The sequence below is a fragment of the Ruegeria sp. BHSC037 genome, assembly GCF_059613045.1.
This window is the reverse complement of sequence record NZ_JBXWRT010000006.1, coordinates 230,775-250,540: the sequence shown is the minus strand read 5'-3', so window position 1 is coordinate 250,540 and position 19,766 is coordinate 230,775. Positions and strand designations below refer to the sequence as shown.

The following is a 19,766-nucleotide window of genomic DNA, read 5'->3' as shown; positions in this document are numbered from 1 at the left end:
TGGGTGTGCGCGCCGGCATCGCCAGCATGTCACAGCTGGACCGCAGCCTGGATGAATCCTCGCTGACGCTGGGGGCGAATTCCTGGCAGACCTTCCGGCGGGTCATCCTGCCGCTGCTGCGGCCGGCGATCCTGGCAGCGCTGGTCTACAGCTTCGTCCGCGCGATGACCGCCATCTCGGCCGTGATCTTCCTGGTCAGTGCCGAATATGACATGGCCACCAGCTATATCATCGGGCGGGTCGAGAACAACGATTACGGCCTGGCCATCGCCTATTCCACAACCCTGATCTTCGTGATGCTTGCGGCGGTCGGGCTGCTGCAACTTCTGGTGGGCCGGGTCCGCATCGGGCGGCGCACAGTGCACGAAACGGAGACATTGCCATGACCGACACTCATATCGGCTCGAAGGCCGCCCCGGTCCGCTTTGAACGCGTGTCCAAGGTTTTCGGGAAGGATGTCGTCGCCGTCGACGCCATCGACCTGCATGTCGAAGCGGGCAAGCTGGTCACGTTGCTGGGTCCGTCGGGCTGCGGCAAGACCACGACCCTGCGCATGATCGCGGGGCTCGAGATGGCCAGTTCGGGCCGCATCCTTATCGGCGACCGCGACGTGACAAAGCTACCGGCGACCGACCGCGACGTGTCGATGGTGTTCCAGTCCTATGCCCTGTTCCCGCACATGAGCGTGCTGGAAAACGTCATGTATGGCCTGACCTTTTCGGGCTTCGGCAAGGACGAGGCCCGCAGCCGCGCGTTGCAGGGGCTGGATCTGGTGGGCCTCAAGGGGTTTGACGCGCGGTTGCCATCGGAACTGTCGGGTGGTCAGCAGCAGCGGGTCGCCGTGGCGCGTGCGCTGGTTCTGGAACCGCAAGTACTGTTGTTCGACGAGCCGCTGTCGAATCTGGATGCCAAGCTGCGCCGCCAGGTGCGCGAGGACATCCGCGCCATCCAGCAGGATCTCGGCCTGACAGTGGTCTATGTCACCCATGACCAGGAAGAGGCACTGGCCGTATCGGACGAGATCGTGGTGATGCGCAACGCCGCCATTGCCCAGATCGGAACGCCCCGACAGCTTTATGATGCCCCCAACGACCGCTTCGTGGCCGATTTCATCGGCGAGGCCAACCTGCTGGCCTGTCAGATCGTTGCCATCGAAGGCGAAACCGCAACGATCGAAATCGAAGGCTATCGCCATTCCCTGCCATCCCGCGGGCTGCCCCAAGGGCCGGGCACCGTCGCCGTCCGCCCGTCGCGGCTGGTGATCGGGGCCGAGCGGGGAATTCCGGCCACGGTGGCCAAAGCAACCTATGTCGGTGTGCGGATGGAATACACGCTGACCGGCAATTTCGGCCAGGTCTTCGCGGTGCACGAGGACGTGGACACCCCGCTGGCCCCTGGCGCGCAGGTGCGGATGGCCTTCGCCGACAAAGGCCCGGTCTTGCTGCCCGAGACATAGATGCCCGACCTGCTGGTGATCACGCACCCCGAAGTCGTCGTCGACCCCGACATCCTGGTGGTGGACTGGCCTCTGTGCGACCGGGGCCGCGGCCGGGCCAAGGCATTCGCCGCCAGCCCCGAAATGGACAAAGTTTCACATATATGGGTCAGCACCGAAAGAAAGGCCCGCGAAACCGCTGCGATCCTTGCGGCGCCTCGCGCCTTGCCTGTGGCACAAAACGCGGCCTTGGGCGAAAATGATCGCAGCGCCACAGGATATTTGCCCCACACCGTGTTCGAAAGCGCGGCCGACGCGTTTTTTGCCCAGCCCGACCAGAGCTTTTGCGGATGGGAAACCGCTCGCGCCGCGCAGACCCGGATGCTCGGTGCCGTTTCCCGGATTGTCGCAACGCATGACGGTGCGGATCTTGCGGTCGTGACCCATGGGGCCGTCGGCACGCTATTGTGGTGTGCCTTGTCGCACCGGCCCATCGACCGCCAATTCGACCAACCTTTCCAAGGACATTTCTGGCGCGCGGATCTGGCAACCTTGCGGCCTCGGACCGGGTGGCGCTCAATCGGCTAGCGGTCAGTCCGCCCAGGCCTGCTCGGCGATCTCGCGCAGGGTGTCGAACACGTCGGGCGTGCCCGCGATCACGCGGCCGCCCTGGCGGATCATGGCATCGGCATCCTGATCTTCGACACAGCCACCGGCCTCGGCGATCATCAGTTGCCCCGCCAGGCAGTCCCAGGCGTTCATGTGCTCTTCGACATAGCCCAACAACCGCCCCGCCGCGACATAGGCCAGGGACAAGGCCCCACTGGCATTGCGGTGAAACATCGCCCCGCGCGCAATCAGGTCTGACACGATCGGCACGACATGGCGCGCCTCGATCCGGTTCGAATAGCCCACCGCCACCGTGCCCGAGTTCAACGCGACGCCGGAAGCAACCTGCATCGGTGCTCCGTTCAGCGTGGCGCCGCCACCGCGCGCGGCCGCAAAGGTTTCGTGCACATTCGGATCATGGATCACGCCGATCTGGGTCCGCCCATCAGCGACCCCGGCCAGAACCACCGTCCAGACCGGGATTCCATTGACGAAATTCGTTGTGCCGTCTATCGGGTCGATCACCCAATCGAACCCGCTGGTCCCCGGCGTGCGGCCGTGTTCCTCACCCACCACCCCATCCTCGGGCCATGTTTCGGCGATCTTCTGGCGGATGAAAGTCTCGACATTCCGGTCGGCCTCGCTGACCCAGTCCTGCGCGCCCTTCCGGTCGACGACCAGCGCACTGCGATCCGCAAAATAGCGCATGGCGAGTTCACCGGCCTGCTTGCAGATTGCAACGGCAAAATCCTTGCGGGTCAGGTCGTTTGTCACGGGGCACCTCCATGTTATGCGCCGTACTGTGGCAACTGTGGCCCCGAAAGGCAAACCGACCGTCCCTTGCGAGATACCTCTGGGTGATCGCGCGGCAAACACAGCCTGCAACTGAAACACTCTGGCCCGTTTCGGCGGCAAGTTGCTGAAAATGTGCCGGAACAGGCGGATTTTTTCGCGTTTGCCGCACACGGGCTTTCACCAATTCGAGAGCAGGCCCGATACTGGTACGTCGCACCCGAACACTCTGCTAAGCCCAGAGGTGTCACTTTGCGCAGCCGGATTGGACCCAAGCATGAAACAAGACCTTTTTGGACAGATGAACACCCTGACCGACCCGATCGCGGTCGAGGCGTGGAACGGTGTGCTGCTTGGTTTCCTGGCCCACGCGGCCGTAACACCCCAGCATCTGGGCAGAGTGCTGGAACTGGAACCGGAATTTGCGCTGGGCCATGCGGTCAAGGGGTTGTTCATGGTGCTGCTGGGCCGGCGCGAAATGACGGCCGTCGCCCACGAGGCCGCCGCAACCGCCCGCGCCGCCGCCGATCACCAGCCGATCACCCCGCGCGAGGCGTTGTATCTGGACGCCCTGGATCAGTGGCTGGCGGGTCATCCGTCGCGCGCGATCCAGACGTTCGAGACCATCCTGCGCGCCCACCCCGAAGACGCGCTGGCCATGAAGCTCAGCCATGCCACCCGGTTCGTTCTGGGCGACGCGGCTGGCATGCGCCGCTCGATCGAGAGGGTGCTGCCCGCCTATGCGCCCGATCATCCGGGCCGCGGCTATCTGCTGGGCTGCCATTCCTTCGCGCTCGAGGAAACCGGCGACTATGACAAGGCCGAGATCGCGGGCCGGCAGGCGCTATGGATGGTGTCGGACGATGCCTGGGGCCTGCACGCGGTGGCGCATGTGCACGAGATGACCGGCAACGCCAAGGCCGGCCTGGACTGGTTCGCGGGGCGCGAGGCAGCCTGGGCGCATTGCAACAATTTCCGCTATCACGTCTGGTGGCACAAGGCGCTGATGCATCTGGATCTGGGTCAGGTCGATCAGGTGATCGCGCTCTACGATCGCGAGATCCGCAAGGACAAGACGGATGATTACCGCGACATCTCGAACGCGACTTCGCTGCTGTCGCGGCTTGAACTGGAAGGCGTCGATGTCGGCAGCAGGTGGGAAGAACTGGCCGATCTGAGCGCGGCGCGCACCGAGGACGGTTGCCTGATCTTTGCCGATCTGCACTATCTGCTGGCCCTTACCGGAGACAGCCGCGCCGATGCCACGGCCAAGTTGCTGGGGCGCATTCACAAGGATGCCCAGACCCCCGAGACCGACACGGCAAGGCGCATGGCCGATCCCGGCCTAGCGGCTGCCAAGGGGCTCGAGGCGTTCGGAGAGGGCGACCATGCCCGTGCCTTTGACCACCTGCTGGCCGCGCGCGACAGCATGCAGCTGGCGGGCGGCAGCCACGCGCAACGCGACGTCTTCGAACGCATCACCATCGATTCCGGCCTGCGCGCGGGGCGGTTCGACGCGGTCGAGCGCATTCTGGACGACAGGCGGGCCAAGCGCGGAGGCGCCGAGGACAATTATGCCCTAGCCCGGCGTGCGCTGATCGACGCCGCGCGCGACCAGTCGGATGCGCAAAGCGTGCCTGCAGAATAACGACAAGACCAAGAAGGACCCGAGACCGCATGGCGACCGCATCGCCCGTTTCTGATTTTGCCCCGGTGGAAACCCACGCCGCAGCCCGCCCCGCGACGCGGGACCCGCGGCTGGATTTCTATCGCGGCATCGCGATGTTCATCATCCTGATCGCACATATTCCGAACAACCCGTGGTCGCGCTGGATTCCGGCGCGGTTCGGCTTTTCCGATGCCACAGAGATTTTCGTCTTCTGTTCGGGCATGGCCTCGGCCATCGCCTTTGGCGGAGCGTTCCTGCGCAAGGGCTGGTGGATGGGCACGGCGCGGGTCAGCTTCCGCATCTGGCAGGTCTACTGGGCGCATATCTGCCTGTTCTTCTTCGTCGCCATGTCCATGGCGGCCTTGGATCTGTCGGGTACCTTCGACAAAAGCTATGTCAACGCTCTGAACCTGCAGCATTTCTTCAACGACCCGGCGCCGCAGATGGTGGGTCTTTTCACGCTGACCTATGTTCCGAACTATTTCGACATCCTGCCCATGTACCTGGTGGTTCTGGCGATGATGCCGCTGTTGATGGGGCTGTCTCGGGTCGGGGTCTGGGCGGTCGGGCTGGTTTCGGTCGCGATCTGGCTGGTCGCGCAAACCGGCGCGTTGGCCCTGCCGGCCGAGCCGTGGTCGGACCGGCAGTGGTTCTTCAACCCGTTCGGCTGGCAGCTTCTGTTCTTCACAGGCTTTGCCTTCATGCGCGGCTGGCTGCCGGCGCCCCCGGTGTCCAAGACCCTGATCTGGGCGGCGGTGGCGTTTCTGGTCCTGTCTGCGCCCTTCGGATCATGGAAGGTGTTTCTGTGGGTTCAGGCCGCAGCCCCCGACCTGGCGGCCGAAATCCGCAAGGTCTGGCCGCTGACGGCCGAACTGCGCGAAAAGACGGATTTCGGCCTGTTCCGCTATGTGCACTTTCTGTCGCTGGCCTATCTGGGCTGGGTCGCGGCGGGCACCCATGGGCACCGGCTGATCGCAACGGGACACGGCGCCTACGCGCGGATCTGGCAAGTGGTCCTGAAGCTGATCACCAAAGTCGGCCAGCAATCGCTTGCCGTGTTCGTATTTTCCATGGCAGTGGCACGACTTATCGGCGTTTTCCTGGATGAATTCGGGCGGGATTTCGCCGCCGTTCTGACCGCCAATCTTTTTGGATTTGCAATGCTGATCGGCGTTGCCTATCTGGCCGCTTGGTTCAAATCACACCCGTGGAAGTCGAAGACATGAAGCTTACGCGTCGTTCCTTTCTGGCGTCGACAACGGCGCTCGCCTTCGCCCGGGCCGCATGGGCCACGGGCGGCGACGTTGCGTTTGACCGGGCCGATGTCATCGCCATGGCCCGAGACCTGGCCAGCCGCCCCTATCAGGCGCGCGCCCAGGTTCCGCAAGAGTGGCTGGACCTGACCTATGAGCAGTACCGGTCGATCCGGTTCCGGCTGGATCACGGGCTTTGGTTCGGGTCCGACACCCCGTTCAACGTGGATTTCTTTGCACCCGGCCTGTACTTCCCCCGCCCGGTCCAGATCTCGACCGTCGAGGGCGGCCGGGTCGAGGCCGTACCCTTCGATCTCGAGATGTTCGACCGGGCCGAGGACGTCCCGCCCTTGCCTGTCAGCGACACACTTGGCTTCTCGGGGTTCCGTCTGCGCACCGAGATGCACCGCCCCGGCAAGACCGACGAGTTCTGCGTGTTCCAAGGCGCCAGCTATTTCCGCGCCATCGGGCTGCACGAGGTCTATGGCCTGTCGGCGCGTGGTTTGGCGCTGAAAACCGGCGACCCCGAGGGCGAAGAATTCCCCGAATTCATCCGGTTCTGGCTGGAACGGCCCAGGCCCGGCCAACGCAACATGATCGTGCATGCGCTGATGGACAGCCCCAGCGTGGCCGGGGCCTACCGGTTTGACATTACCGCCGGAGAAGACTGCCAGATGCAGGTCGAGGCAACCCTGTTCCCGCGCACCGACCTGACCCATGTGGGCATCGCGCCGGGCACCTCGATGTTCCTGTTCGACCAGACCAATCACAACCGGTTCGACGATTTCCGCCCCGCCGTGCATGACAGCGACGGGCTGATGATCCGCAATGGCACCGGCGAAGTGATCTGGCGGCCACTGGCCAACCCCACGCGGCTGCAGATTTCATCATTCGTCGACATGAACCCGCGCGGCTTTGGCCTGATGCAGCGCAAGCGCGCCTTTTCCGACTATGCCGATCTCGAGGCGCAATACCACAAACGCCCGGGTCTGTGGGTCGAACCGATCGGCGACTGGGGCAAGGGCACCGTGACGCTGGTGGAAATTCCGGCAGACCAGGAGATCTATGACAACATCGTCGCCTATTGGCGCCCGGCCGAGCCGATGGCGGCGGGCACGCAGGTCGATCTGGCCTATCGCCTGACTTGGGGCGAGCAGCCACAGCGCACGGCCATGCCGCGGGTGATCCGCACGGCCATGGGCGAGAACACCTTTGGCGAGGGCCGGCTGGCCGTGATCGACTTCGAGCCCAGCGAATTGTTCGAAGACCCCGACGCGCTGAGCGTCTTCGTGCAGTCACCCCATGCCGAAACGTCGGATGGCGTACTGCAGCGCAACCCCGACACCGGCGGGCTGCGGCTGGCGTTTTCCTTCCAGCCGGGCGACCGCGACCATGTCGAATTGCGGGCGCAGCTGCGTCTGGGCGAGGCCCCGGCCTCCGAGGTCTGGCTTTACCGGTGGACCGCATGAGCCCCGATCTTCATATCATGCCGCCCGAGGCCCCCCTGCCGATGCCCGCGCAGGACTTCCGCGCCGGGTTTCGCGACGCGAAAGTGCCCGAACGGCCCGGCGACCGGTCTGCGGGCCTGTGGCGGGCAATGGCGTTTTCCCCCGCCATGGGCGCGACGCTGGCCCTGTTGTGGTTTCTGGTGGACTGGTTCGACACCGAGGGCATCAACCTGGTCGAGGCCATTCTGCTAACACTTATTTCGTTCAACTTCTTCTGGATCGCATTCACCGTCAGTACGGTTCTGCTGGGAATGGTTTCCTTGTCCCGCCAAGACCGGCCCCGGCGCGCGGCCCGGCCGCAGCCGTTGCGCGTGGCCCTGCTGATGCCGGTCTACAACGAAGTGCCGTGGAACGTTCTGGGCAATGCGCGCACGATGCTGGAAGACCTGCGCGCGCGTGGCGGTCAGCATCACTATGCGATGTTCATCCTGTCTGACACGCGCGACCCGGACATCGCCGCCCAAGAACAGGCCAGCGTCGAGGCGCTGCGCACCACCCTGGCCCCGGGGCTTGAACTGCATTACCGCCGCCGCGCCGAAAACACCGACCGCAAGGTGGGCAACATCGCCGATTGGGTCAGCCGCTGGGGCGGCGCCTGGGATGCGATGCTGGTTTTGGATGCCGACAGCCTGATGACCGGGCGCGCCATCGCGCGGCTGACCGACGCATTGGCCCGTGACCCCGGCGCCGGGCTGATCCAAAGCTATCCGCAGTTGATCGGCGCCCAGTCGGTCTTTGCCCGGATGCAGCAATTCGCCAACGGCGTCTATGGCATCGCCTTTGCCGAGGGGCTGGCCCGCTGGTGCGGGCAAGAAGGCAATTACTGGGGCCACAACGCGATCATCCGCACCAAGGCCTTTGCGGCCTGCGCAGGCCTGCCAAAACTGCGCGCTCTCAACGGACGCGAGCAATTGATCATGAGCCACGATTTCGTGGAGGCCGGCCTGCTGCGCCGGGCCGGATGGGGGGTCCGGTTCCTGCCCCGCATCCGCGGGTCCTACGAGGAAACACCCCCTACCCTGATCGACCATGCCCTACGCGACCGTCGCTGGTGCCAGGGCAACCTGCAGCATCTGCGGCTGCTGGGGTCGGCGGGTTTCAAGGCCGTATCGCGTTTTCACCTGTTCCACGGGGCCGTCGGATATCTGATGTCACCCCTGTGGTTCGCTCTGCTTCTCATGTGGGCGCTGATCGGCCAGGGCAAGGATGCCTCGGTCCTGCATTACTTCAGCCCCGACAATCCTCTGTTCCCGCAATGGCCGGAAATGACCGAGACACGCCACGTGCTGATCATCCTAGTGATGTACGCGATGCTGCTGGCGCCCAAGATCCTTGGTGCGCTGGCCCTGCCGCTGAGCGGTGTCCGTTATTCCGATTTCGGCGGCGCCGCGCGCTTCTTTGCGTCCTTCCTGTTCGAGGTTATCCTGTCGATCCTGTTCGCCCCCATCCTGATGGTCCAGCAGATGATCGCGGTATTCCGCACGATGTTCGGGGTGCAAAAGGGCTGGGCGCCCCAGGCGCGCGCGGGTGGCCGGTACGGTCTGCGCACGCTGATCCTGTTTCATGCGCTGGAAACGGTCAGCGGCGTGGCGCTGAGCGTCGGCATCCTGTCCGGGCTGGTCTCGGTCTGGCTGGCCCCGATCGCCGTCAGCCTGACCTTCGCGGTGCCGCTCTCGGCGCTCAGCGGGGTCTCGGCGGCCCGGGCTCGGCGATTGCTGCGGATGCCTGAGGATGTCAAGGAACCAGCGATCAGCCGCGCCGCCCGTGCCCACCGCAACGAGTTGAAGCGCCTGATCAAGGGCAAACGAACGCTGACCCCGGCGGAATGATCAGCCGCCCGGGAGGCCTTCGTACCAATCCAGCATCATGTCGGCCCAGCCTGCGGGCACAGTGTGGCCACCGGGGAACAGAGCGAATTCAAGCGCGCCGCCATCGGCGCAGCGGGTCCATTTGCGGCGCAGGAACGGCCCCGTAGTGGAAATCCCGTCCGGGCGGTTATCGGCGCAACCATTGGCCTGCCGCCAGATTTCCAGACCGGCAAAAATATCACCCTGCAGGAACCGGCCGCCACCCAGCGCCCGCCCCTCGAGCGGCACCACGTTGTCGGTCCAGCCATGGGTGTGGAACAGGCGGACAGGCCCGGCACAGCCGTCGGGATGCGGGCGCCAGAAGCCGCCCGATACCGGAACAAAGGCCGAAAACGCGTCGGGCTTGGCGCAGGCCAGGTAGTTCACCATGAACCCGCCGGCCGAAAACCCGCCAAGGATGACGCGGTCGGGGTCGATGTCAAACCGGCGGACGGCATCCCGGACCACTTCGGCCAGGAATGCGGCTTCGTCGCGGCCCTCCCAACCGGGATAGAAGTTCCAGCTTTTGCGCCCGTTGCGCAGCGCGCCATCGGGCGCCATCACCGCGTATCCGCGCGCCAGCAGCGGTTCGACCATTCCGCGGTTCCCGAGGGTCCCCGACGCGCTGCCGCCGTAACCATGTAGGAACACCACCAAGGGCGGATGGTCCTGGTCGGGGACCTCGATCAGATAGGTACCCCGCGCGGTTTCACACGCCCCTTCGACCCCATCGCAGGCCGCCAGCGCCGGTCCGGCAAGCAACGCGGCCCAGACCGACAGCCACCGGGCAACGGCACTCACGATTGCACCTCGTAGGGGTCGACCGGCAACCCGGCCCGGATCCAGCCCGGCCCGGCCGCCGAGCCCAACATGCCCTCGGGGACGTCGATGATGTTGGAAAACCCGGCGCGGGTCAGGGCGTTGCTCAGCCGGGCCGACCGGACACCGCGCGCGCAGATCAGGGCAACCGGACGGCTGCGGTCGCCGCCGGTCAGACGGTCGAGTGCGGCCACGAAATCGTCGCGCCGCATATCCAAGGGGATCGCGCCCCGCCCGATACCCGTCGCCCGCCATTCCCGCGGTGTACGGATGTCGATCAGAAGAACGTCGCCGGACACGGCGCTGGCCTGCGCCTGCGCGACGCTCAGCTTGCCGCCGGAAAACTCCTCGGGGATCAGACGGTACTCGCGGATCGCAAACCCCACGGCCAAAGCGGCCGTTCCAGCCAGCAACACCCATCTGCGCCGTTTCAACCTTTGTTCTGCCAACTCGAACCCTCCGGTCGGGATGGCTCGTCAATAGCACAAGGGCCCCGTCACCGCCGCGCCAAATTCGCGCGCGGAAATCAAGTTTGCGTCATTTTTTCGCATTTGGGTCGGCGGAATCCACGGGCGTTAGGGCAAGGTGAAAAACTTGCAATAGCTGGACAGCCAATAAATTATCCTTACAAATTCAAGCCCACACTGACCGCTCAGCCCGGAGTATCGCACTTGTCCCTATTCCTCATCGCGGCCCTTCCGTTTCTTGGCGCTGTCTTTCCGGCCTTGCTGGTCCGGGCCGGGCGCAATGCGGCTGCCTCGGCTGCCGGGCTGACCACCTTCCTGGCGCTCATGGGGCTGTTGATCCACATCCCCGCCGTCATGCAGGGTGAGGTCGTGACCGCCCGTTTCGACTGGATTCCCGGGCTGGGGCTAAACGCCAACTTCATGCTGGACGGGCTGGGGTTCCTGTTTGCCCTGCTGATCCTTGGCATCGGTCTGTTGATCATCCTGTACGCGCGGTTCTACCTGTCGCGCGAGGATCCGATGGGGCAGTTCTATACCTATCTGCTGCTGTTCCAGGGCGCGATGGTTGGCATCGTTCTGTCGGACAACATCCTGCTTTTGCTGATTTTCTGGGAGCTGACCTCGCTCAGCTCGTTTCTGCTCATCGGCTATTGGAAGCACCTGCCCGAAGGTCGCCAGGGCGCGCGGATGGCACTGGCCGTGACCGGGTCCGGCGGTCTGGCGATGATCGCAGGTATGCTGATCCTTGGCAACATCGTGGGGTCCTATGACCTGAGCGTGATCTTGCAAAACCGCGAGCTGATCCAGGCCTCACCCTATTACCTGCCGGCGCTGGTGCTGATCCTGCTGGGGTGTTTCACCAAGTCGGCCCAGTTCCCGTTCCATTTCTGGCTGCCTCATGCCATGGCCGCGCCAACGCCAGTTTCGGCCTATCTGCACTCGGCCACGATGGTGAAGGCCGGCCTGTTCCTGATGGCACGCATGTGGCCGGTTCTGGCGGGGACCGAGGCGTGGTTCTACATCGTCGCAACCACCGGTCTTGTAACAATGCTGATCGGTGCAGTGATCGCGCTGTTCAAGGATGACCTCAAGGCGTTGCTGGCCTTTTCGACGGTTTCGCATCTGGGACTGGTCACGATGCTGCTGGGGTTAGGCACCAAGATCGCCGTCGTGGCCGCCATCTTCCACATCATCAACCACGCCACCTTCAAGGCCGCCCTGTTCATGACCGCGGGGATCGTCGACCATGAAACCGGCACTCGGAACATCAAGCGGCTGGGAGGATTGCGCCACCTGATGCCGATTACGTTCACCATTGGCACCATCGCCGCGCTGTCGATGGCCGGCATTCCGCCGCTGAACGGCTTCCTGTCGAAAGAGATGATGTTGGAAGAGACGGTCCACACCGTCTGGCGCAATTCCCACTATCTGGTGCCAGGTTTGGCTCTGCTGGCAGCGATCTTTTCCGCGGCTTATTCCTTCCGCTTCATCAGCCACGTGTTTCTGGGCCCCGAGCGTGACGACTATCCCGCGCATCCACACGACCCCCCTGCAGGCCTGTGGTTGGCCCCCGCGTTCCTGGTGGTTCTGGTCGTCCTGATCGGCCTGAACTCGGCTGTCATCGTCGGCCCCTTGGTCGCGGTTACGTCTTCCGCGGTGATCGGCGGCGAGAAGCTGCCTTATTATTCATTGAAACTGTGGCACGGGTTTACGCCGGCGCTGTATATGTCGGTCATCGCTACGCTGGGCGGTCTGTTTCTGCTGGCCCTGCACCGTCGCGGCGAAACCGCCTGGAACGCCCTCCCCCGCCCCGAGGCCAAGTCCATCTTCGACGCCGTCATCGGTGCGCTGACCGCCGCCAGTCGCTGGATCACGGACGAGCTGCACAACGGTGTCATCAGCCGCTATGCGATCATCCTGATCGCCTTCACCGTCGGGCTGGGGTACTATGCTTTCGCAACCGGCACGATCGGGTTGGAAACGCGGGTCCCGCTGGAGGCCCCCATCATCCCGATCATCGGCTGGCTGTGCCTGATCGTAGCGACGATGGGCATCATGTGGTTCCACCGCAACCGTCTGCTGTCTCTGGTCCTGATCGGGGTGGTGGGGCTGATCGTGTCGATGGCCTTCAACTATCTGTCCGCGCCTGATCTGGCTCTGACACAGATCTCGGTCGAAGTTGTCACGATGATCCTCCTGCTGCTTTCGCTGAACTTCCTGCCGACCGAGACCCCATGGGACAGCAGCGCGGCACGGCGCTGGCGTGATGCTGCCATTTCGGTGGTGGCCGGTATCGGAGCTGGGGGCTTGATCTATGCGCTCATGCTGCGCGATTTCGCCTTCCCGACGATTTCGGAATTCCACCTGGCCAATTCCTACAAGGGTGGCGGCGGCACCAATGTGGTCAACGTGATCCTGGTGGACTTCCGGGGATTTGATACCTTCGGCGAGATCATCGTGCTGGGGATCGCGGCACTGATCATCTTTGCTTTGACCGAGGCCGTGCTAGGCACCAGTGTTCGCGCCTACCTGCTGAACCGCAAGCCACATTGGCCCCAATCGGGCGACTCTCACCCGCTGATGATGGTTGTTGCGACACGTGTGATGATGCCGATCGCCCTTATGGTGGGTGCCTATATCTTCTTCCGGGGACACAACCAACCCGGAGGCGGGTTCATCGCCGGTCTCATAGTCGCGATCGCCTTCCTGATGCAGTACATGGCCAGCGGCTACACCTGGGCGATCGAGCGGCAACGGTTCTACTACCATGGCACCATCGGCTGGGGCGTTTTGATCGCTGCGGCCACAGGTTTGGGCGCCTGGTTCAACGAGCGGCCCTTCCTGACCAGCGATTTCGGCTATCTGCATTGGCCACCACTGGAAGAGTTCGAATGGGCCACTGCCATGCTGTTCGACACAGGCGTGTTCCTTGCCGTTCTGGGCGCTGTGATGTTGGCTCTGGACAGCCTGTCGCGCTTTGCGTGGCGACCGGGCATGGCGCAAGAATTCCCGATGGACATCAACCCTTTGCGCGATGACCCGATCGAAGAAGAACAAGAAAAGAAGGAGCAGGGCTGATGGAAGCTCTCGTCGCCTCGGCCGTTGGCGTGCTGACCGCCGCCGGGATTTTTCTGATCCTGCGCCGTCGGACCTTTCCGGTCATCCTCGGCCTTTCCTTGCTGACCTATGCGGTCAACGTATTTCTATTCGCCACGGGACGGCTGGCCGTGAATGCTCCTGCGGTTCTGAACAAATACGAAGAGGTTCCCTACACCGACCCGCTGCCGCAGGCGCTGGTGCTGACGGCCATCGTGATCTCGTTCGGGATGACGGCGGTGATCGTGATGATCGCGTTGGGCGCCTATCTCTCGGCCAAGGATGACCACATCGACATGGCCGCGCGCGACAGCGTGGACGGCGCGGGAGAAGACGCATGAACCACTGGATCGTTGCGCCGATCGTCCTGCCCGCGATCCTGGCCCCGTTCATCATCATGGTCCTGCGCTATCATCTGGACCTGCAGCGCATCTTTTCGGTAGCGGGCGTGGTGGGCCTGCTGGGTATCGCGTTGACCATCACCGCGCAGGCGGCGGGTGGCGACATCCATGTCTACGAGCTTGGCAACTGGCCCGCCCCGTTCGGCATCGTGCTGGTGCTTGACCGGCTCTCGGCGATGATGGTGCTGCTGACCGCCTTGCTGGCCTTGCCCATCGTGCTGTACGCCATCGCGTCCGGATGGGACGAGCGCGGTGATCATTTCCACCCGCTGTTCCAATTTCAGCTGATGGGGGTTTGCGGCGCCTTCCTGACGGGGGACGCCTTCAACCTGTTCGTGTTCTTCGAGGTGCTGCTGATCGCATCATACGGTCTGATGACCCATGGCGGCGGCGCTGTGCGTCTGAAGGCCGGCGTTCAATACGTCACCTACAACCTGCTGGGGTCGACCCTGTTCCTGTTTGCTTTGGGCACGATCTATTCGGTGACCGGAACGTTGAACATGGCTGACCTGGCCTTGCGCGTGGCCGAGATGCCGGCCGAAGACACCGCCCTGTTGCGCGTGGGCGCGGTTCTGCTGCTGCTTGTCTTCTGCATCAAGGCCGCCGTCCTGCCGCTGCATTTCTGGCTGCCGGCCAGCTATGCCAATGCTCCATTGCCGGTGGCCGCCTTGTTCGCGATCATGACCAAGGTGGGGGCCTACTCGATCCTGCGGGTCTATACACTAGTCTTCGGCCCGGACGTCCCGGTCTCGCAGGGACTGGTCGGCGACTGGCTGCAACCCGCCGCATTGGTGACGCTGGCCATCGGATCCATCGGCATATTGGGAACCCAGCATATCGCCCGAATGGTGGCCTTCTGCGCCATAGCCTCGATGGGAACGCTGCTGGTCGCCATATCGCTGTTCACCGAGTCGGCGACCGCCGCGGCCTTGTACTATGTCTACCACTCCACCCTAGCCACCGCCTTGCTGTTTCTTGTGGCCGATCTGGTCATGCAACGCCGCAGCGGGGCAATCGCGCCGCGGCCGCCGATGCCGCAGAACGGGCTGATCGCTTCGCTGTTTTTCGTCGGCGCAATCGCCATGGCCGGCATGCCGCCCCTGTCAGGCTTCATCGGAAAACTGCTGGTGCTGGATGCCGCGCGGAACGCGCCTGATGCCACCGCCATCTGGGCCGTGGTCCTGATCGGCTCGTTCGTCACCATCGTGGGGCTTGCGCGTGCCGGCTCGTTGATCTTCTGGAAAAGCCACGACGCCAGCACGCAGGATGATCCGACGCCCGAAGCGGAAACCGCCCCCGAAGACGCAGACCCCGCGCCACCGCCGCCGCCCGAGCCGCAGCCCGGCCTTGCCTTCACTTCGGTCTTCGGCCTCGTCGCGGGGCTGGTCCTGCTGACCCTGTTCGCCGGGCCGGCACTGGACTACACTCGCAGCACGGCGGCGCAGTTGTTTGCGCCGGAACAGTACATCTCGGCCGTATTGGGAAGCGAAGACTGATGAAACTATTGCGCCGGATATTTCCCCACCCGCATCTGAGCTTTCTGCTGACGATCGTTTGGGTGCTGCTGGCCAACGCGCCGTCGCTGAATTCGCTGGTTTTCGGGTTGCTTCTGGGTATCGTCATCCCCTTCATTACGCAGCCCTACTGGCCCGACCGTCCAGTGCTGCGCAACTGGCCGATGGTGGTGGAATACATCCTCGTCGTGCTGTGGGACATCGTGGTGGCCAACATCACCGTCGCCCGGATCATCCTGTTCAAGCCGGATGCCGAGCGCCAGCCCAACTGGGTCTCGATCCCGCTTGAACTGCGCACCCCCGAGGCGATCACCGTTCTGGCCGGTACCATCACGATGACACCCGGGACCGTCAGCTGCGACCTGTCCGCCCAGGGCCACTGCCTGCTGGTGCATTGTCTGGATTCCCCCGATCCGGGCGCCGTCCGCGACCAGATCAAACAGCGGTACGAGCGCCGCCTGAAGGAGATCTTCGAATGATCGAGTATGCAATATACTTTGCCTTTGCCTGTTTCGGCGCCGCGATCATGATGTGCCTTTGGAGGATCATCACCGCCGACGGCGTCGGAACCCGCGTACTGGCGCTTGACACCATGGTCATCAACACCATCGCCTTGATGATTCTGTATGGCCTTGCCGTCGGAACCGAGATCTTCTTTGAATCCGCGATGATCATCGCCATGCTGGGCTTTGTCTCGACCGTGGCCTACGCGCGCTTCATGCTGCGCGGAAACATCATCGAGTGAGGCCGGCATGGAGTTTCTGTTTGAACTGCTGATCGCTTTTTTCCTGATCGTGTCAGGCATCTTCGGCTTTGTCGGCTCATTCGGGATGATCAAGCTGAAAGACCCGATGTCGCGCTTGCATGCGCCCACCAAGGCAACCACGCTGGGCGTGGGCGGCGTTCTGCTGGCCTCGATCTTCCATTCGGTTCTGATCGAGGGGCGCCTGTCGATGCACGAACTGCTGATTACCCTGTTTCTGTTCCTGACCGCGCCGATCACGGCCCTGTTCATTGCCAAATGGCACATTCACCGCCATGAAAAGCCCGAGAACCTGCCCGATGCCGGCGAGGATGGCCTGTGGGCCACCCACGCGGTCGAGCAGATGGAAGACGTCCCGGACCACAGCAAGAACTGAGCCGCATGCAAACGCCGTCCCTGCCCCTGACCCGCGATCTGGTTCTGATCGGCGGAGGCCACACCCATGCCCTGGTGCTGCGCAAATGGGGCATGAACCCGCTGCCAGGCGTGCGTTTAACCGTGATAAACCCGGGGCCGACGGCCCCCTATTCTGGCATGTTGCCGGGATTTGTCGCGGGGCACTACGCACGGGAAGATCTCGATATCGACCTGGTGCGCCTGGCGCGGTTCGCGGGCGCTCGGCTCATCCTTGGCCCCGCCACCGGGCTTGATCCCGAACGTCGCGTCGTTCAGGTGCCCGACCACCCCGAGATCGGTTTTGACGTGGCCTCGGTCAATGTGGGGATCACGTCCGACATGCCCGACCTGCCCGGTTTTGCCGAACATGCAGTGCCGGCCAAGCCTCTGGGTCCGTTTGCCGCGCACTGGGCCGGTTATCTGAACGGCTCGGGCCCGGCCTCGGTTGCGGTCATCGGCGGCGGGGTCGCCGGGGTTGAACTGGTCATGGCCATGGCCCATGCCTTGCGTGCGCGCAACCGCAAGGCGCTAGTGACGCTTATCGACCGCGACCAGGCCTTGTCGGCGGTTGGTTCCAAGGCGGCGGCGACCCTTCGTCGAACCATGCACGACCTAGGTATCGACTGCATCGAACAAGCCGGCATTCTTCGCGTCGGACCGGATTACCTAGAACTGACAGATGGTCGCCACATCGCCGCAGATTTCGTGACCGGAGCCGCAGGCGCCCGCCCCTATGACTGGATCGCGCAGACCGGTCTGGCCCTGCACGAGGGGTTCATCCGCGTGAACAGCCACCTACAGTCCAGCGATCCGTTGATCTTTGCAGCCGGGGACTGCGCGCACCTGTCCGAAGATCCCCGGCCAAAGGCGGGAGTCTTTGCGGTCCGCGAAGCACCAGTGTTGTTCGACAACCTGCGCGCCGCGCTGGGGGCCGGGCGGATGCGGAGTTACCGGCCGCAGAAGGACTACCTCAAACTGATTTCAATGGGCGAGAAATCGGCGCTGGCCGAGCGGCTGGGTACATCTTTCAGCGGCCCGCTGATGTGGAGATGGAAGGACCACATCGACCAGAAGTTCATGGATCGGTTTCGCGACCTGCCACGCACGAAAGCCCCACCCCTGCCGCGTCACCACGCCGCCGGCCTGCGCGAGACGTTGGGAGAAAAGCCGATGTGCGGCGGCTGCGGGGCCAAGGTCGGGCGCGGCGCGCTGCGCGCGGCCCTGTCGGTCGTGCCCGGCAGCGACCGCCCGGATATCACACCTTTGCCCGGCGATGACGCCGCGCTGCTGACCGTCGGCACGGCCCGGATGGTCATGACCACCGACCACCTCAGGGCCTTCGTTGCCGACCCGGTGTTGATGACCCGGATCGCCGCGGTGCATGCGTTGGGGGATGTGTGGGCAATGGGCACCGCGCCCTACGCCGCCACGGCAACCCTGATCCTGCCGCGCATGTCCACGCAACTGCAGAACCGGACGATGGCGGAAATCATGGAGACCGCGACCCATGTCATGCGGCAGGCCGGGGCCGAGATCGTCGGCGGCCACAGCTCGATGGGCGACGAGATGACCATCGGCTTCACGGTGACTGGCCTGTGCGACACCGACCCGATCACCTTGTCCGGCGGACGGCCGGGCGACGCGCTGTTGCTGACCAAACCGTTGGGCAGCGGGGTCCTCATGGCCGCCGAAATGTCCGGTGATGCACGCGGCGACTGGGTGCAGGCGGCATATGATCTGATGACGCAGCCCCAGGGCGAGGCGGCGCGTATACTGAGCGCGGCGCATGCAATGACCGACGTCACCGGCTTTGGGCTGGCCGGGCATCTGGCCGGGCTGTGCGAGGCCTCGGGTTGCGGCGCAATTCTGGACCTGAACGCGGTGCCGGTCATGGATGGGGCGGACCAGCTGAGCCGCGCCGGCATCCGCTCGACCCTGTTTGCCGACAACCGTGCGATCGTTCCCGAATTACCCGAAGGCAACAAAGCCGATCTGCTGTTCGACCCCCAGACCGCCGGAGGCCTGCTGGCTGCCGTCCAACCCGACGCCGCCACGGCCCTGCGCGACCGGCTGCGAGCTGCGGGTTATCCGGCCGAAATCGTGGGTGAACTGATCGAGGATCCGAGGCTGAAGCTTCGGGGTTGAACCAATAGCTCTTCGATTTGCGATGCCAGACTGTCCAGCGCTGTTGCGGTGAGCGACTCCGCCTGCAGTTGCGCCATCAAGTCCACCTTGTGGACCCGGCGCGATTTTTCATAGGCCGGGTCATAGTGCTGCTCCATCAGGGCACGGGTCAGCCCGGGCTTGTCGCCTTGGGCGATCAGATCGAACCAGCTATCCACCACGTCATGGCCGCGGTGATGGCGCAGCGGTGACAGACGCTCTTTAAGCCGCTCGGCATCGGACAGGATGTCGTCATAGGACGACACCAGATAAGCCGTGCGCGCCTCGATGGGTGCGGTGATCCGGATACGCGGCGCGACCCGCAGCGCCTTCCAAACCGAGGGCGGCAGGATCAGCGTACCGATCTTCGAGGATTCGGCCTCGACCACGACCGGGCGCGAAGGGTCCAGCGCAATCAGCGCCGCGGCGAGTGCGGATTCGAAAGCCTTTTGACTGGGTTGGCCGCCCGGTTGCTCGCCCAGAAGCGAGCCCCGGTGATTGGCCAGCGCCTCGAGGTCCAGAACCTGCACGCCCCTCTGGCGCAAGCGCTCCAGAAGCTCGGTCTTGGCGGTGCCGGTATATCCGTCCAGCGCCACCAGCCGGTGCGGCAGCGGGTCGTCATACAGAAACCGGTTCACAAGCCGCCGATAGGTGCGGTATCCGCCCGAGACGACCTCAGCGCGCCAGCCGATCTGCTGCAGCATCCAGGTGAACGACCCCGATCGCTGCCCCCCGCGCCAGCAATAGACCAGGGGGCGCCAACCGCCATCGTGATGGCTCAGGCGGTTTTCGATATGGTCGGCGGCATTGCGGAACACCAGCGCCGCGCCCAGCTTGCGGGCCAGAAACGGGCTTTGCTGCACATAGATGGTGCCGACCCGAGCGCGCTCTTCGTTGTTCAGAACCGGCAGGTTGATGGCGCCGGGCGCGTGGTCTTCGGCATATTCCGCCGGGCTGCGCACGTCGATCACCGTGTCGAACCCGTGGGTGTAGAACGCGGTAAGGTCTGGAAACTCGATTGCCATAGATCATGG

Annotated in this window: 18 protein-coding genes; 14 read left to right on the top strand and 4 right to left on the bottom strand. The window is 64.1% G+C overall.

The genetic code is table 11. The features are described 5' to 3' along the window. The 3 genes from AC2FMN_RS08495 to AC2FMN_RS08485 all read left to right on the top strand — a co-directional run. Nucleotides 1–386, top strand: a 386-nt coding sequence (locus AC2FMN_RS08495; protein ID WP_496687408.1) for an ABC transporter permease subunit, incomplete at its 5' end; no start/stop codon positions are given. Continuing rightward, nucleotides 383–1,456: an ABC transporter ATP-binding protein gene (locus AC2FMN_RS08490; RefSeq protein WP_496680166.1), complete on the top strand. Its 1,074-nt coding sequence runs from the start codon at nucleotides 383–385 to the stop codon at nucleotides 1,454–1,456. The genes AC2FMN_RS08495 and AC2FMN_RS08490, both read left to right, overlap by 4 nt. After that, a complete protein-coding gene (locus tag AC2FMN_RS08485; RefSeq protein WP_496687406.1) occupies nucleotides 1,457–2,023 on the top strand; it encodes a histidine phosphatase family protein in 567 nt (188 codons plus the stop codon). A 3-nt stretch (nucleotides 2,024–2,026) separates the two neighbouring features. Here AC2FMN_RS08485 and AC2FMN_RS08480 read toward each other — a convergent pair whose 3' ends face one another. After that, nucleotides 2,027–2,818, bottom strand: coding sequence for an inositol monophosphatase family protein (locus tag AC2FMN_RS08480; RefSeq protein ID WP_496687404.1), 792 nt, complete (start codon nucleotides 2,816–2,818; stop codon nucleotides 2,027–2,029). A 295-nt stretch (nucleotides 2,819–3,113) separates the two neighbouring features. Here AC2FMN_RS08480 and AC2FMN_RS08475 point away from each other — a divergent pair, with 295 nt between their 5' ends. Genes AC2FMN_RS08475 through mdoH form a run of 4 tightly spaced genes read left to right on the top strand, consistent with a single transcriptional unit; the run spans nucleotide 3,114 to nucleotide 9,095 of the window. Continuing rightward, nucleotides 3,114–4,484 (top strand): tetratricopeptide repeat protein, encoded by a 1,371-nt coding sequence (locus AC2FMN_RS08475; protein WP_496687402.1) that lies wholly within the window; start codon nucleotides 3,114–3,116, stop codon nucleotides 4,482–4,484. Between the two features lie 29 nt (nucleotides 4,485–4,513). Beyond that, entirely contained in the window at nucleotides 4,514–5,731 is a 1,218-nt protein-coding gene (locus AC2FMN_RS08470; protein WP_496687401.1) for an OpgC family protein, read from the top strand. Further along, nucleotides 5,728–7,227, top strand: coding sequence for an OpgD/OpgG family glucan biosynthesis protein (locus tag AC2FMN_RS08465; protein ID WP_496687399.1), 1,500 nt, complete (start codon nucleotides 5,728–5,730; stop codon nucleotides 7,225–7,227). The genes AC2FMN_RS08470 and AC2FMN_RS08465 overlap by 4 nt, the downstream gene beginning before the upstream one ends. Then, nucleotides 7,224–9,095, top strand: a complete 1,872-nt coding sequence (mdoH, locus tag AC2FMN_RS08460; protein ID WP_496687398.1) for a glucans biosynthesis glucosyltransferase MdoH — start codon at nucleotides 7,224–7,226, stop codon at nucleotides 9,093–9,095. Before AC2FMN_RS08465 ends, mdoH begins: the two co-directional genes overlap by 4 nt. Here mdoH and AC2FMN_RS08455 read toward each other — a convergent pair whose 3' ends face one another. Beyond that, on the bottom strand, nucleotides 9,096–9,914 hold the full coding sequence (locus AC2FMN_RS08455; protein ID WP_496687397.1) for a CE1 family esterase: 819 nt from the start codon (nucleotides 9,912–9,914) through the stop codon (nucleotides 9,096–9,098). After that, a complete protein-coding gene (locus AC2FMN_RS08450; protein WP_496687395.1) occupies nucleotides 9,911–10,345 on the bottom strand; it encodes a rhodanese-like domain-containing protein in 435 nt (144 codons plus the stop codon). Before AC2FMN_RS08450 ends, AC2FMN_RS08455 begins: the two co-directional genes overlap by 4 nt. Before the next feature lie 258 nt (nucleotides 10,346–10,603). On the opposite strand from AC2FMN_RS08450, the gene AC2FMN_RS08445 reads away from it, so the two are divergent. The 7 genes from AC2FMN_RS08445 to selD are packed head-to-tail and all read left to right on the top strand — an operon-like array spanning nucleotide 10,604 to nucleotide 18,714. Then, nucleotides 10,604–13,477, top strand: a complete 2,874-nt coding sequence (locus AC2FMN_RS08445; RefSeq protein ID WP_496687394.1) for a monovalent cation/H+ antiporter subunit A — start codon at nucleotides 10,604–10,606, stop codon at nucleotides 13,475–13,477. After that, nucleotides 13,477–13,836: a Na+/H+ antiporter subunit C gene (locus tag AC2FMN_RS08440; protein WP_496680150.1), complete on the top strand. Its 360-nt coding sequence runs from the start codon at nucleotides 13,477–13,479 to the stop codon at nucleotides 13,834–13,836. The genes AC2FMN_RS08445 and AC2FMN_RS08440 overlap by 1 nt, the downstream gene beginning before the upstream one ends. Beyond that, a complete protein-coding gene (locus AC2FMN_RS08435) occupies nucleotides 13,833–15,392 on the top strand; it encodes a monovalent cation/H+ antiporter subunit D (RefSeq protein WP_496687392.1) in 1,560 nt (519 codons plus the stop codon). Before AC2FMN_RS08440 ends, AC2FMN_RS08435 begins: the two co-directional genes overlap by 4 nt. After that, a complete protein-coding gene (locus AC2FMN_RS08430; RefSeq protein WP_496684569.1) occupies nucleotides 15,392–15,889 on the top strand; it encodes a Na+/H+ antiporter subunit E in 498 nt (165 codons plus the stop codon). Before AC2FMN_RS08435 ends, AC2FMN_RS08430 begins: the two co-directional genes overlap by 1 nt. Continuing rightward, nucleotides 15,886–16,155 (top strand): K+/H+ antiporter subunit F, encoded by a 270-nt coding sequence (locus AC2FMN_RS08425; protein WP_490359877.1) that lies wholly within the window; start codon nucleotides 15,886–15,888, stop codon nucleotides 16,153–16,155. The genes AC2FMN_RS08430 and AC2FMN_RS08425 overlap by 4 nt, the downstream gene beginning before the upstream one ends. A gap of 7 nt (nucleotides 16,156–16,162) precedes the next feature. Next, nucleotides 16,163–16,549: a Na+/H+ antiporter subunit G gene (locus tag AC2FMN_RS08420; protein ID WP_496687391.1), complete on the top strand. Its 387-nt coding sequence runs from the start codon at nucleotides 16,163–16,165 to the stop codon at nucleotides 16,547–16,549. Between the two features lie 5 nt (nucleotides 16,550–16,554). Beyond that, nucleotides 16,555–18,714 (top strand): selenide, water dikinase SelD, encoded by a 2,160-nt coding sequence (selD, locus tag AC2FMN_RS08415; RefSeq protein WP_496687390.1) that lies wholly within the window; start codon nucleotides 16,555–16,557, stop codon nucleotides 18,712–18,714. Here the strand turns inward: selD and mnmH are convergent. Next, nucleotides 18,654–19,757, bottom strand: a complete 1,104-nt coding sequence (gene mnmH, locus AC2FMN_RS08410) for a tRNA 2-selenouridine(34) synthase MnmH (RefSeq protein ID WP_496687388.1) — start codon at nucleotides 19,755–19,757, stop codon at nucleotides 18,654–18,656. The genes selD and mnmH overlap by 61 nt on opposite strands. Nucleotides 19,758–19,766 lie beyond the last annotated feature (9 nt).